Source organism: Mycoplasmopsis mucosicanis (genome assembly GCF_006546935.1).
GTDB lineage: Bacteria > Bacillota_I > Bacilli_A > Mycoplasmatales > Metamycoplasmataceae > Mycoplasmopsis > Mycoplasmopsis mucosicanis.
In genome coordinates this window covers 1-16,012 of sequence record NZ_SMDN01000008.1, presented here as the reverse complement: position 1 = coordinate 16,012, position 16,012 = coordinate 1, and the positions used below count along the sequence as shown (strand labels likewise).

Here is a 16,012-nt window from a genome sequence, read left to right as displayed (position 1 = left end):
AAAATCAATTAAATGCGTCAAAAATCTCAATCAAAAAGTAGCGTTTTTATGTAGTGATTTCATGCATTAAAGTTGTTTGTAAACTGCGTTTTTTTTGTCTAATAAACTCAAATCACGAAGATATTGAGCTTCATCTGTGTTTCTATTTATGTAAGGATTTGTCATAAAAATGTGTGTGTTGTTATTGTGATAATTGTGTATAAATGTGTATAGATCATCAAGATATTTCTTAGCTCTCTTCTCATTGAACTCAGAGCGAGCTTCAAAAATATAGTTAAGTACTCGAAATACACTAAATTCTCATGAGTTTAAAAAACCTGCTAGCACAATTTGTAAAAAATATAATTGCGCATATGAAAGTTCATGAAATAAATCAAGATTATTTATTTCAATGTAATTAAAAACAATTTTAAACTGCGTAATAAAGTTTGTTGGATTAAATCAAGTTGCTGATGATATATTTTCTTTAACTAATGAGCTGTCTCAGTAGCAATATGAGTTAGCGCTGACTAATAACATATACAACAATTCTGTTGCAAATTTTGTGTCGTTAAGCTCTTTAACTCTGTATTTTTCAAATTGCTCCATAAATGATTTTTTGAACACTTTATTAAATAAAAAAGGGAATGAATAAGCAATAAATTCTTTTTCTTTTGGACTTGAGAATATTTTATCTGCTTGAATTCTTGCATAAGGTTCTCATTTTATTGAACCAGTTAGTCTTGGCTTAAATTCAAGGATGTCAACTTGTGTTTCTTCAAGTTTGTTTGTGATGTTTCGCACAAAAGATTTTTTTATTTCTGCATCAGCGTTCAACACGTAAATGTATTGGTTTTTAACTAAATGTAATGCAGCAATAATATCACTTTGAATATTTTTTCGTTTTGTGTTAACAATAAATTTGAAACGAGAACCAAAAAAATCTAGAGCTTTTTGCAATGATGAATACATTTTTTCATTTGGTTTTGTAACTACTAAAATTAACTCAAAGTCCTGGTTATTCTGTTCTTTTAGAATGTCGCTTACGTAGTCAATTTCAGATTTTGAATACACATTAGGTACAATTATCGATAATTTCATACATTCTCCTTACATTTTGATATTTCCGCTAGTTCTTGGATATGGAATAACGTCTCTAATGTTGTCAACTCCAGTAACATACATTACCAAACGTTCAAAGCCAACACCAAAACCACTAGAACCACTATCTCCAAAACGTCTTAAATCCAAATATCATTGCAATTCTTCTTGACTAATACCAACTTCTTTAGCTCTATTAAGCAATTTATCAAAGATAACTTCACGTTGACTTCCGCCTATTAATTCTCCAATTCCAGGAACTAATAAGTCAAAAGCGGCCACTGTTCTGTTATCTTGGTTTTGGTGCATGTAGAACGCTTTAAATTCTTTAGGAAAGTTAATAACAGCAATAGGACCTTTTGCTACTTCAGCAGCCAGATATTTTTCATGTTCTGTACCAAAATCTAGACCAAAGTGAATATTTTGATCTTCAAATCTATCTTTAACTTTTTCAAGTTCCTTAAGTGCGTCAGCATAGTCAATAATTGTCAATTTTGTGTTAATAAAATGATTTAGGTTATTGAGTAAATTTTGATCAACATTTTCAGTTAAAAATTTAAATTCAGCAGGATGTTTTTTTATTGTGTTGCGAATAATCGTTTTTAAAAAGTCATCAGCTAAATTGATAACATCTTTCAATTCGTAAAATGCAACCTCTGGTTCAATCATTCAAAATTCTGCAGCGTGTTTTTTTGTGTTTGAGTGTTCAGCTCTAAAAGTTGGTGCAAAAGTATAAACTTTTTTAAAGCCTACTGCATAACTTTCAGCGTGTAATTGACCAGTAACTCCTAATGTAACTTTTTTGTTTGGTCCAAAAAAAGGATTTTTTGAGTTTGAATCGCTGATTTCAAATGTTTCACCAGCACCTTCTCCATCATTTGAAGTGATAATTGGTGCGTTAAAATATAAAAATCCATTATCCGAAAAGTATTTATGAACTTCTAGAGCAAGAGTTGAACGAATGAGCATTACAGTTTTTATTAGACTTGTTCGGTGTCTTAAATGTGGTATTTCACGCAGTGTTTCAACATTTATTGCTTGTTTTTGAATTGGATAATCTAAATCGGTGTCTTGTAAGAGTTCAAATTCCTGAGCAATAAGTTCTAGAGGCTGTTTGGCTTGTGGAGTAAGTTTAATAATTCCTTGAACTTTAATTGCAGCACCTAGATGAATTTGATCAAGAATATCAAAGTCAAATTTTTCGCCTTTAAATGTTAATTGCAAATTTTCAACAGTTGAACCATCATTTATCTCAATAAAACGAATTTTTTTATTTCCTCTATTAGCAACCACTCATGCAGAAGTAGAGTAGAATGAATCCGAGTATTCTTGAGAGTTTTCTAAAAGTTTTTTGATAGATATATTATTCATAGTAAACCTCTAATCATTTAATCATAATATTATAATTATATCAAATATTGTATTATAAGTTATTTGAATATAATTTAGCGCTGTTTTGTGAGTTCAAAAATTTACCAAAAGTACTCAAAAATGTGTATATAAGTAAAATAAAACATTTTGTGCAAGCACAAAATGTAGTGATTATTTAAACAATTGTAGACACATGAATACAATTCCAAAAATTAACAGTGATGACATCAATTCCGCACAAGATTGTAGTAAAACAGATGAGAAGTTTGCTGGATCTTTTTTGTGTTTAGCATACAAAATTGGAATTAATGCTGATACAAATTTTATTAATGTTAATGAGAGAATTAAAGCAATTGATGAGCCAATAATTATTGATCATGATTGAGCAGCATACTGAATTAAGTCTCTTGTTGAACCTAAAAATATTGCAAGCCGTCCAACATTGATCAAGGCTAAACAAACACCAAGTGTAAAACCGACTAATGTTTCTTTCAAAAGAACTTTTCCATAGTCTTTGGAATCAATCAAATCTAACGTTAATACACGTTTTACAGTGGTATTTGACTGAATACCACCATTTTTAACGGCGGTATTTATTGTAGGAATAAATACAACAAAAGCAACAAAAAGTGAAATTATATTTAGATTTGGTTCTATTTTTTGAAATGAAGATTTAAATAAAAAGTATGAACAAACTTCGAGTATTGTTGAGAATAGAAGGATCATAATTCCTCATAAGATCCTTTGTCTCAAAAGTGAATATCAAGGAGTTTTTAAGTAGTCTTCAGCATCAGCAATTTTGGTATTAATACCTGCCATTTTATAAATGTCTTCGGTCGCTTCATCATGAATAACATCAATCACATCATCACTAGTAATCATTCCTATAAGACGATTGTCTTGATTGGTAACAGGAAGAACAGACATATCGTGCTCTGAAAAAATTTTGGCAGCGTTTTCACTTTTTTCATTTGCTTTTATTGAAGTAACTGGTGAATAAATGTCTTCTATTTTTTTGTTTGCATCAGCAAACACAATTTCTTCAAGTGTTAAAGCTCCTAAAAGTTTTTGTGTAGGACTAACAACATAGTAGTAGTGCACAAGTTCAGCATTCTTTTTATTGTAATCACGTTTAATCTTTGCAAGTGCTTGTTCACAGGTGTATGTGCTTTGAATTGAAGAAATATCAACACTCATAATGCTGCCGACTTCATCTTCTGCATATGAAAGAATTTTATTGATCTCATTTCTTTTTTCTTGAGGAGTATAAGCAATAATTTTACTTGTTACATTTGCTGGTAATTCCTCTAAAACGTCGGCCAATTCATCACTTTGAAGTTCTTGAAGAAGTTTCATGCCTCATTCTTCAGTAAAACTTAAAGCTAAATTTGTTTGCATTTCTGTTTCCAAATATGAAAACACTTCTGCTGCATCAGGTGTTTTTAACATTCTTAAAAATTTAAGTTGATCATCTTTAGTAAGTTCGCCTAGTGCAGAAGCAATATCTGCATTAGGAATTTCATCAACTAGCTCTCTTGCTGCTCGAAAGTTTTTTTCAAGAGCAATCATTTTTATTCATTCTTGCAATAAAATATCAGTAATTTCGCTATCTAAATATGAAAAAACATCAACAATATCAGAGGTTTTTAACAATGTAAGGAAATCAAGTTGCACATCTTTTTCAAGTTCTTTTAGTGCAACTATAACATCTGTTTTTTGACTTTGATTAATTAATTCTCTTGCTTGATCAGCATCTTTTTCAAGAGCAATATTTTTAATTTTTTCCAGTAGCGGGTTTTGTGGAATTTCACTCATTTTAGTCCTTTAAGTATTTGATTAGTTGTTCTTGGAATTGTTCAACTCTAATTTTGAAAAATGTACCATTTTTCACAAATTTCAATTCACCTGTTTCTTCAGAAACGATAATAGTTAATGCATCACAAACTTCACTAATCCCCATTGCGGCTCGATGTCTTGCCCCATAGTGATTATCAATAGATTTTTTGCTAATTTTGTAGAAAGTTGCAGCATAATAAATTTTATTATCTCGAATAATTACAGCACCATCATGTAAAGGCGATTCTTTATTGAAAATTGAAATCAAAAGCGATGAACTTATGTCTGCATTCAATATAATACCATCAGTTCGCAAGCCGTCTAATTTATCACTATTTTCAATAGTAATCAGGGCACCAATTTTATTGTGTGAAAAATATTCAACAGCTTCACGAAGTTGATTTATCAATCGAATTTGAGTACTGCTTCCAAGTTTGTCAAATCGTTTTTTAACAAGTTTTGCTTTAATATAACGAGTCAATGATGGAACAATCAAAATCAATAAAATTGCAACCAAAAGCAAAAGAATTGAAAGCAATAATCAATCTTCGGCCTTTACTTGAGCCAAAGATGTAGGTAAAATATTTTCTTTATGCACTGCATTATTTGAAAATTGATATGATGCTGCTTTGTGTAAAACTAAATTATGTTGCATTCTATTTTCCTAAAGAACCAATCATTAGAGCCATTAAGGTGAAAATAACAATCAATAATACTGAAGCTATAACCGATAATAAACTTATTTTTTTGCTTAATCTATATTGTCTATCATCAATAAGAGATTTACTTAACAAACAATCAGCATATTGGCACTCTTTTTCGCTCATTGTATCTTCTTTAACAAGTGTAGGGTTTGCTAATTCTTGTTTATTTTCTTCATAAAGTTCAATTAAAAGTTCTCTTCTTTTTTGGATTCTTTCTTGACACACTAGTGGATCTTTTTCAAATTTAGCCATATTTCTCCTTAATAAATAATAATTTTTATTATATCTTAAATCATATATTTTATAGACTGCGTTTTGATTTTATTTTTTTGACCAAAACTACTCATTTTTGAGTATTTAGAGAAATTTAACACTAAAATTACAGAGTATTAAAAGTGTTATAATTTTATTTATGAAAAAAGATTCATTATATTGAGATGGTTATTTTATGGCATTGTCCAAAGTTTCAGCATTAAGATCTAAAGATCCTAGCACACAAGTTGGAGCATGTATAGTAGATAAAGATAAAAAAGTTGTTGGTTTAGGTTACAACGGGATGCCTAAAGGCATTGATGATGACACATTTCCTTGAGACCGTGAAGCATCAAAACCTAAAGACACAAAATACCCTTATGTTATTCATGCTGAAGTTAACGCAATCATCAATGCATTTGGCAAAACAAAAGGAGCAACACTCTATACATCACTTTATCCTTGTTCAAATTGTGCAAAAACAATTGTGCAAGCAGGTATAGACACAGTAATCTATGAGTCTGATAAATATCATGATACTGAAGATGGTGAAATAGCTCGTAAAATTTTGCAAAGTTGCAATATTAATTGTGTTCAACTAGAAATTGACACAAATGTTAATGTGCAAGTTGGTGAAAAAATGTTCAAGGCCTAAAAAAAATCAAAAATTCAATAAAAAAACTTATTTTTGAATAAAAAAAGAGAAAATATCGAGCACAAAATGCTCGATATTTATTTATGTTTTAAGTGTGTAAAACTGCAAAATTTTAAAATTTTTAACTATGAAAATCACTTAAAAATAATTAACTTTTTTAAATTAAAGTTCTATAATAAGTTAGCACCATTATCAATAAAAATATTGGTAATAGTACAAAATTAAAACTAGAATTATTTGTTTTTTATATTCATTTTTTTCATCCGACAAGTCATAATTAAGATTATGACAAATTAATATTTTAGTTTTAAATTAATGATAATGCAGAGTTATGACTCTGCTTTTTTTATTTTGTAACTTAATTTATATGTATAATACTTCAAACTTTTACTTATTCTTATATTAATATCTAATATATAATAAGGGCAACGGAGAACTAATGAGAAAAAATCGTGTAAAAAATGTGCTTATTTCTTTAGCTGCTTTAGGTCTTAGTGTAACGCTTGCAACTACACTAAGTTTAATACCTACTCAAGAGAAAAAACTAAAAGAATCGAGTCAAGTTGTTCAAAACAATAACGATGATCAATCATCGTCAATTCCTGAACTACCAAAAAAGGATCAAGATGAATCAAAATCAATAAATAATGAACAAAATCAAGGATCTTTTTTAACACTTTCACCACGTTTGCAATCACCAAATTTAATTGCGCAAGATAAAAAAATTAATTATTTGGCATTTGGTGACTCAATAACGGCTGGTTTTGTTGCAAAGTTAGACAATGATTACCCCGGCTCATTTGATAACGGAAAAGTAAGTGGTCTTTCATATCCTGCATATTTAGCATATTTTTTCAATCAAATTGATCGTTTAGGTAGTTTTAAAAACCATGCTGTGTCTGGTTCAACATTTGTTGAATGAGACACGCTTTTGAAGTTTAAAAATCCTAAATTTACTCCTACCGTTGCTCAAGAAGCAATTTTAAAAGCACGTTTTGGCGAAAATTGAAAACAAAAAGCCGCTGATGTTATTGAAAAAACAAAAAGCGCGAACTTGCTCACAATTTCATTAGGAGCAAATGATTTTTTACACACATTAAGAAAAAATATAGCTAATTTTCCTTTTAGCCAAATTATTGAAATCATTAACAACAAAAGAGTTGATTATCCTACAGTAGTTAAACTTGTTAATGGTTTATTTAAAGAATTTTTTGACTCAATTGAAAAATCACAAAGCTCATTAATTCAACAAATACGTGAATTAAACAAAGATGTCAACATAAATTTCATCGGTTTTCCTACTCCAATGACAACTATTTTTGATATGGTTGATCGTTATATCAGCAAAGACCCTAAAAATTCAATTAGCATTAGTTCAATTTTAATTGACTTAATCAACAAAAAAATTAAATTTACAGCCAATAATCATGGTGTATATTACCTAAATCCATTTGATTATGAGTACTGAACAAAAAATAATTTAGTTTTAACTGACACACTTTTTGATATACACCCTGGAATAAGAGGTTATAAAAAAATTGCTCTTGACTTGTTTATTAAACTCACCACAACAAACAGAAATCAAGCAGAATTTAGAAAAAACAACATAAATTGATCAAAAAAATATTTGACTTCTGACCAAGATTCATTCCTTACTCAAATTTCCCTAAACAACTCAGAATTCAGTGTTTATGAAAAATTATTTAGCAAAGATTTAGATAATTTCATCCTACAAAACGATGAACTTAGAACCATAGCTCAATCAGACAATAAATTCAATGATGAAAATTATAAACATAGAGTTTTAGAATTAATTGACTTAGGTTCAATTCTTTTCGATCAAGTTCTACCAGGTTTTTTTGAATCAGATTTCTATAAAGAAATTGATGAGAAAGGTGTTTTTAAAAACTTTTTATTTAAAAACAATGCCAAAAATTACAACAGCTTACGAAACTGATTTAAAGAGAACAAAATTATTGCAGATTTACTTTTCAGTGTTGAAAAAACATTTAGAGAGAAAGACTGAGATAACGACGGTAAAAAAGGAGCAAAAGTTAATAAACTTGAATATCTTTTTGCTGCTCTAAAATCAGAGTTTGGAAATGAACAAAAAATAATCAAGTGAATTTTTTCACTTTCACAAACATCAGTATTTAAAGAAGACTTACAAGAATTCAAATCTGTAAGTAAAACCTTACTCACCAACTTAATTTCACACAAATGAACAAAATCGAAAATCACTTCCTTTGTTGGAGCTTTTTACAATGAAGAAATCGAAAAATATATATCAAAAAATGATATCAGTAGGTTAATTTCATTGGTTTTAGAATCTGACACATTTAAACAAAACATTGTGGATATCATTGGAAATATTATTGAAGATAGTCAAAAATATGGTCAAAGCAAAAGTTTTGAAGAACTATGATTCACATTTATTAACAACAAAAAAACTGAACAATCATTAAGAAATATCATTAAATTTGGTCTAAACGACTTAGTAAAAAATCCTGAATTTAAAGCAATTGCTTCAAGAGTCATAACCAATTTATTTAAATCATTCCCTGAAATTTTTGAAGGAATTAACACAAGTGAAATCAATGTAATTGCTCAAAAACTTATAAGTGGTTGAGACAAAATAAACACTGAATTTTCTATAACAAACATTCTCACAGACAAATTTCTTGAACAATTACGCAAACAAGTACCAACAAATTTCAACACTAAAGAATTTATAGGTAATTTGCTTGGCGCTTTTGACCTAAAATTCAATAAAGAAAACATAGATCAAACAATTCTCAAAATTATCAAAAACTTTAGCAACATTGATCTAAATAATCATTCAGAAACACTGCAAAAACTTGTTTCAAACACAATACGGTACTTCATTAAAAGACCAAAAAATATTGAAAATATCAGTAATTATTTGTATAAATTATTGCAAAACAAAATTGGTGCCTATGTTGATCAAAAAACATTCTACAATCTTGTATCTAACATTTTTACTGATGATAACTTTGAGCAAGTATTACAAGGTTTTGTAAGCGATTTAAATAACATTAAATACGAGGAAATTCAACAAGCAACATCGCTTAAGGATTTGATAAGAAAATTATTAAAAAATAGCAAAGATTCACACATTTTTGAACCACTTATCCAACTTGTTCGCAATGTTTTAGATTCAGATGAACTTGAAACATTGCTCAAAAATATTCAGTCAAAATTACCTCGTGAAAAACAAAAACTCAATTTAATTTTGCTTCGTGATTTAATTTCAGAAGCCTTAGAAACCGATGGTTTTAAAGAACTTCTTTTTGATTTTGTCTTCAATGGTATTTTTGGTGATGAGCAACATATTGCAGACATAAGTTTTGATGGAATTTTACATACTTGACTTTCAACCAACCTTAAGCGTGATCAAGCAAATCAAAAAATAAATACTTATTTGAGTAATCTCTTTGCAAATCAAGACTTTATTGATCACTTAGCAGAAGTCATATACCAAAACCTTTTAGCAAATACACCTATTGCTCAAAATATTGAAAAAGAAAAACTAATTAAATTACTTTCAGATGGTATATCGAGTCTAAGCTTTTTAACTCATAATTCTTCAATTATTCAAAACATTGTTAGTCAATTAACTTTTGAATTAAGTCAAAACGGTACTAAAGTAAATTGAGCATTATTTGCCCAAAAGATACAAAATTCAGTATTTAATGGAAAAAATATTGACAATAATTTTGTCAAAATTATTGAAGCATTAAACAAAAATGATGCAATAGGTTCAAACAAAGAAACTCTAGCAAAATTATTGATTAATTCAATAAAAGAACCTAAAAATCTAGAACAAATTTCTGCTTCAATATCTTCTGCATTAAAAACCTATACAAAAGATTTAATTACTCAACAAGAAATTACTGCACTGCTACAAAAACTACTAAATGAAAATGAAGCAATAGAATTACTAAATTCACTAATTGACTCATTGTCTTCACTAAAATTCAATAAAGATTCAAAGATTGCTTCACTTTTTGATCTCACAAAAGCAATATACAACAATACAAATAAAGAACTCTTAAGTGAAAAAATATTGCTTTTAGTTGGAAAACTTGTCAATTATGAAGAGTTAAATCCAGTTTTTGCTAAACTTTTTGATCTCATTCCTGGTGGTTTCAAAGGTCTTGATAAACAAAAAATCAAATTGTTTGTGGTTAGTCTTGTTAAGACAAAAGCTGCTCAAAAAATACTCACACAATTTTTAAGTAGTGCAATATTTGGTGAAAAAACAAATGAGCAAAACATAAAAGATTTCAATACTATATTGAAAAATGCACTTTCTGATGCAAAAGTAAGGGATGAACTTAAACAAAACATCGCTGAATTGATCTTAAGTGGAACAAATTCAGGTGAACTTTCTTCATTAACATCAGACATTATTTATGCAAAATTACAAAGCTTTAATATTGCAAATAAAATCAATAAAAATCAGTTAGACAGTCTCATAAGTGATTTATTTAAGAGTATTACTGAGATAAATTCACAAACACATTTAATTGATAATGTGTCTGCGGAATTGGTTGAGCAATTAGCAAAAAATGGTACAAATATTGATGTATCGAATTTTACTAAAACTATTGTAAATTCAGTGTTTAAGGGAAATAGTATTGACCAGTCAGTATTGCAAATAATTAAGATTTTAGCAAGTCAAAACATATTACAAAAACACAGTGAAATATTGCGTAATTTACTTGAAATATCTTTACCTTCATTGAAGCAAGCATTAATTCAAAACAACTATTTATTTGGTCTTCTTGGACTTCAAAATTCAGATGCTTTCACAGCTGAAAAATTTAATTCACTAGTTAACAAAATATTTGAACTAGATGAGTTTAAATCATCGTTTAACTCGATTACTAACTCGCTTCTCAATATTGATAACTCAACAATTCAAAATTCACATAGTGTTTTAGAACTATTGAAACACGTTTTAGTTAGCGACAAAAATACTGATATATTCAATAATTTCTTTGAATTATTATTGAAAATAGCAGATTTTGATGAGGTTAAGGAAGCATTAGATTTCGAGCATAAAAATTGAGCTAAAAACTTTAAAAATGTTAATAGAGAAAATGTTCTTAATTTTGCTAAACATCTTTTACAAAGTCAATCATTACGCTTTTTAGTCAAGGATTTTGTGCAAAATGCTTTATTAAATGAGCATAGTAAATTAGATAAAATAACAGATATAAACTTCTTATTTAAGCAATGATTTAGTGATGCTGAACACAATAAAGAAATTAGCCAAAAAACTATTGAATTACTCAAAGACCTTGTAAACAGTGATGATTTTGTTGAAATTATTACTGACTTAATTTGATCACAATTAAGCACAAGAACTCATCTTTCAGACAATATTACACGTGATAATATTAAATCTTTTGTTTCTGACATCTTTAATACAATTAAGACCAAAGACGATAAAGATCAACTATTTAACAACATTGTTGTTGTAATTCAAAATTACTTTAATCAAAACAATAGTTCATTCAGTCTCATTGATTTGACCAATTCCATTGGAAAATCAGTATTTAAGGCAAATTCTGTTGAAGAACTATTGAATAATATTCTTAAAGAATTAGTTGCTAACAAATTATTTAATAATCACAAAGACCTAATCAAAAATGTCTTCATAAACACTCTTAAATATTTACCTAATGATGATAAATTTGTTGAGTTTATTACTTTAAATCTTGGATTTAGTCTTGAAAATAAAGAGTCAATAAAAACTGTTTTAACACGTTTAGCAAATGAACCAGAATTCAATTCATTAATAGAAAAACTTATTCATGAACTAATAAACATTGATGAAGCAAAAATAAACAAATCTAAAGACATTGTTGACTTAATTAGAACTATTTATTCTGAATCAAAATCAGACACTCTATACAAATGTTTTGTAGCATTGGTAAATAAAGTTTTTGACTATGATGAACTCAAACCAATATTTACAAAATTAAACACAAAATTGTTAGGCAAAAATGATGAACAAATAACAAATGATCTCAAAGAAATTGTTAAATATATCGTTTCACACGACTCATCAAAATCACTTATTGATAGCTTCATAAAAGATGGTTTACTTGCACCAAACACCAAATTAAGTCAAATAATTAGTATTGATGTAATTCTTAAACATTGATTAAGCAATGGAAATAAAAAACGTGTTGAGCAAACTTTAACAACCTTAATCACTGATTTATTGAAGCAAGATAAGGTTCAAAATCTTTTGGTTCATCTATTAAATTCACAATTGAATGAACAAAATAATCAAGACACAACAAATAAAATAAAAGATTTAATAAAAGATATATTCACAAACATTGAGTCAATCAATAAAGATAGCAAAATAATTGACAAAATTGTTACTGAAATAATTGAACAAGTAGCACAAAAAGGTACTCAAATTGATGCAAAAAAACTCATAGAGTCAATTCTTAAAATTGTTTATGAAGGTGATAGTCTTGAAAAAAGTATCATAAATATTGTTAAATCACTCGCAAAACACAATTTAGTTCATAAACACAGTGAAATATTGAAGTTTTTAGTCAAAAAATTACTTGTTAAACTACCTAAAAATGAAGCATTTTTACTCAAAATTTATCAAAGTTTTGGTGCAAAAGCAAGTGAATTCATTTCACAAGCAGACTTTGTAAAACTTGTTCAAAAAGTCTTTTCAACTACTGAAGCTACTGATTTTGTAGATAGTTTTATTGATCATTTAGCCAAAATTGATTCTAGTGAAGTTGAAAAAGTTCAAAACTACTTTGACTTAATAAAACTAGGAATTAAGGGTTCAACTCAATCAGTACCACTTTCTAAATTCATAAAATTTATTAAAAAATCTTTAACCTTAGAAGAAGTAAAACCATTGTTTAACAATCTTGTTAGCAAAATAAAATATGGTGGTTCAATTCTTGAATTCGATAATGCAAAAGCATTAATTGAGTACTTTTTAGATCAAAACGAACTCGAAGTACTACTTGCAAATTTCATTGAAAAAGGAATTTTTGCTGATGAAGTAACTCAAGAAAAAATTGGTGATTTTGATTTCATAATAAAAAATTGATTAAAGAGCGAAGATCAGAAAAAACTAGTTAAAGATAACTTAAATAAATTCTTTGACAATGCAATCAAAAACAATGGATTTACTGAACCATTGACTAAAGTTATTGTCAAATTCTTAAAATCTGATGAACTTTTAGGTAAAGATATTACTGAAGAACAAATTAAAAAACTAGTTTCTGACATCCTTAATCAGTTTTCTCAATACAATCAATCTAGCAGTCTTACACACAATTTAGTTGAAAGTTTAGTTGATGAATTGAGCAAAAACGGAACTCATATTGATACAGCCGCTTTGACCAAAAATACTGTAAAATCAGTGTTTGACTTCGCTCAACCTGAAATTAGTTTGCTTAATTTACTCAAAAGATATGTGAATAGCGATATTATTAAAAACAACATCGAGGTATTAAAACAACTTGCATACAATATTGTTGCATTCTTACCAAACCAAAGGACATTATTTACACAAATTTATCAGCAACTAGATGAACCAACAGGTAAAAGAATTTCTAAACATCTTAGCGAAGAAGAATTTAAAACAATATTTAGAGATTCATTTGTTAGCTCGAAAGATGACGTTATCAAAATTTTTGAAATAGCTTTAAAAGGCTTAAGTGATACAAAAACTGCAAGTATCAATTCAATTAGTGAGCTTGTTAATATTGTTTTTGAAAACAAAGAAAACAGAGATCATGTTGCAAGTGCTTTAGAAAATATTGTCTCTAAAATATTTGGACACAAAAATCTTTATAATTTATTGCACAGTTTATGAAAAGAAAACATTGAACCTTATGGTGTAGATGTTAATGATCCAAAAAATGTTGAATTTAGCAAGAGTTTGTTTAACGAACTACCTGAATTAATTAAAAAACTCAAAATTGTACCTCATCTTGTTGAAGCATTGTTTAAAGCTTCGAGCGGAAAAGATAAACTTAGTGATTTTGGAAGTAAATTTGCTAAACAATTATTGACTGAACTTGATTTAGGAAACTATAATTTGGTAAAAACTCTTTTAGAATCAAAAACATTGAAAGATAATAAACAAATTTTGATTGATGATATATCAAAAGTTATCATGTCTATCACTTCAAATGACCAACAAATCAATAAATTTATAAACGATTTTGGATTAAGCGAAAATCTACAAAATTTCGGAATTAGTCAGCATGATGCAACTAAAACATTGCAAGACACATTCAAATCAAATGAATTGAAGCAAATTCTCAATACTTTTATCAATGAAATAATTAACAATTCTACTGAATATGCAGAATTAGATTCTTGACCTGTCGCATTGTCTAAATTCTTTAAATCAAACAATGCTCAAACAATTAAAGAACATCTAAAAACTTGAATAAAAAATACAATCACTAATAACGATTCAATTTCTGAAGCAGTTGGCAAAATTTTAGCCAAACTTATGCAAGATTCTGAAATTAAATTCCCTGAAGATAAAGTCAATGTTGTACAAAAATTTGTAAAATCACTACTTAAACAAGCAGTCAACACAAGAATTGTTAACGATGTTATTGATGAGATTTTCACAACATTGCAAAAACTAGAAAATCACAAAATTGAAGAATTACCAACACTGATGCAAAATGCATTAATTAAAGGTGCTACTAAATTTATCTCAAATGATAAAGGAGTTATATTATTAGGTAAAATATTCCAAAATTCTGATGTATTCAAACAGATTTTTGAAAAAATAGATGCTAAGGCATACTCAGATTTTATTAACCTAATTTTCCAATACTCGCCTCAATCTACTAATAAAGGAATTTATGCAACAATGTTTGGAGATAAAAGTTCTGTATCATTTGATGCATTTAGCGGAATTGGTGGCATTTTAAACGGTGATGGAACTGCGTTTGTTAGAATATTCGTATCACCTCTAGTTAAAGCATTTTTTGAAGAATTAAACACAAAAGATAAATATAAAGATATCAACGATCTCAAGAAAAATAGTGATGGCTATAAAGCCTTATGAAGATTTTATGCATTCTTTTCACAAATTATGTACAATAATGTGACACCAAAAATTGTATTTTGAAACAGAACTGCTATATCTGCTGAAAAAGTAGTGGCCAATGCATATAAAAATGCATTTGAAGACAATATAAAAAATTATTCAGGAGTTTTAAATAAATATTCAGATAAAAAAGACATTATCGGATTTAATAAAAATAGTGAAGCGCTAGACGACTTCATAGCAGGTTATCAGGTACTCACTTACAGTGGTTTTTTTAGTACATCAACATACAGATCTCGTTCAAGTAGTTTAAGCGATAGCTTCTACGGTCGTGATCACACACTCGTTTACATTTATTATGGTGATACTAAAGACACGAAATATAATAAAACAAAAACAAAAAAACAAGTTCTACTAGAGGATATGATAAAAGGTTATCAACCTGTGGAAACTAAATAATTATGATAAAATTTAAAACTATTAGGAGATAAAATGGGAACAACTGGTTGAATAGTAACTCTTGTATTTGTATCAATTGCTATAGGATTTATTGGTGGTTTGATTGGTTTTTTTATCGCAAGATCAAAAATCCAAAAACAACTTAAAGAAAATCCTCCTATCAATGAAAAAATGATCAGAGCAATGTTTCTTCAAATGGGACGAAAGGCTTCTGAACAACAAATTAAAAACGTAATGCGTTCAATGCAAAATGCAGGTAAATAATTTAACGGCCTTGTGCCGTTTTTTTTATCCTAAAGACTAAAAAAAGTATTAAAATTTTATTGATTAACATATAACCATTCTTAATAATCAATGTAGAAATACAAAATTTAACAAATATTAATAATAATACCTGCGTTTCCCACTTTAAGTATAAAACTAGAGCCCTCTACGGCTCTATATTTTTATTTATAAAAATATAAAAATATATATTTTTTATACTTATATACTTAAATGTGGTATAATTAATATATGAAAGTTAAAAAAGAATTGGTTTCAAGACAATGAAGAGTTTCAAAT

Annotated in this window: 8 protein-coding genes; 3 read left to right on the top strand and 5 right to left on the bottom strand. The window is 28.0% G+C overall.

Features of this window, described 5'->3' with window-relative positions; genetic code table 4:
- Positions 1-66: 66 nt before the first annotated feature.
- The 5 genes from E1I18_RS02485 to E1I18_RS02465 all read right to left on the bottom strand — a co-directional run bounded on the left by E1I18_RS02485 (position 67) and on the right by E1I18_RS02465 (position 5,243).
- Complete coding sequence (locus E1I18_RS02485) at positions 67-1,080, bottom strand: glycosyltransferase (protein ID WP_141484021.1); 1,014 nt, start codon at positions 1,078-1,080, stop codon at positions 67-69.
- A 9-nt stretch (positions 1,081-1,089) separates the two neighbouring features.
- Positions 1,090-2,451 (bottom strand): asparagine--tRNA ligase, encoded by a 1,362-nt coding sequence (gene asnS / locus E1I18_RS02480; RefSeq protein ID WP_141484020.1) that lies wholly within the window; start codon positions 2,449-2,451, stop codon positions 1,090-1,092.
- A 171-nt stretch (positions 2,452-2,622) separates the two neighbouring features.
- Positions 2,623-4,266 carry a magnesium transporter gene (mgtE, locus tag E1I18_RS02475; protein ID WP_235888478.1) on the bottom strand — a complete coding sequence of 548 codons (1,644 nt, stop codon included), beginning with the start codon at positions 4,264-4,266 and terminating at the stop codon, positions 2,623-2,625.
- Between the two features lies 1 nt (position 4,267).
- Positions 4,268-4,942, bottom strand: coding sequence for a diadenylate cyclase (locus tag E1I18_RS02470; protein WP_141484019.1), 675 nt, complete (start codon positions 4,940-4,942; stop codon positions 4,268-4,270).
- Position 4,943: 1 nt separating this feature from the next.
- Positions 4,944-5,243, bottom strand: a complete 300-nt coding sequence (locus E1I18_RS02465) for a hypothetical protein (protein WP_141484018.1) — start codon at positions 5,241-5,243, stop codon at positions 4,944-4,946.
- 160 nt (positions 5,244-5,403) lie between these two features.
- Here E1I18_RS02465 and E1I18_RS02460 point away from each other — a divergent pair, with 160 nt between their 5' ends.
- The 3 genes from E1I18_RS02460 (at position 5,404) to E1I18_RS02450 (ending at position 15,715) form a co-directional block, all read left to right on the top strand.
- Complete coding sequence (locus E1I18_RS02460; protein WP_141484017.1) at positions 5,404-5,898, top strand: deoxycytidylate deaminase; 495 nt, start codon at positions 5,404-5,406, stop codon at positions 5,896-5,898.
- Positions 5,899-6,337: 439 nt separating this feature from the next.
- Positions 6,338-15,451, top strand: coding sequence for an SGNH/GDSL hydrolase family protein (locus E1I18_RS02455; protein ID WP_141484016.1), 9,114 nt, complete (start codon positions 6,338-6,340; stop codon positions 15,449-15,451).
- A 33-nt stretch (positions 15,452-15,484) separates the two neighbouring features.
- Complete coding sequence (locus E1I18_RS02450) at positions 15,485-15,715, top strand: YneF family protein (protein WP_141484015.1); 231 nt, start codon at positions 15,485-15,487, stop codon at positions 15,713-15,715.
- The last annotated feature ends 297 nt before the right edge of the window (positions 15,716-16,012 follow it).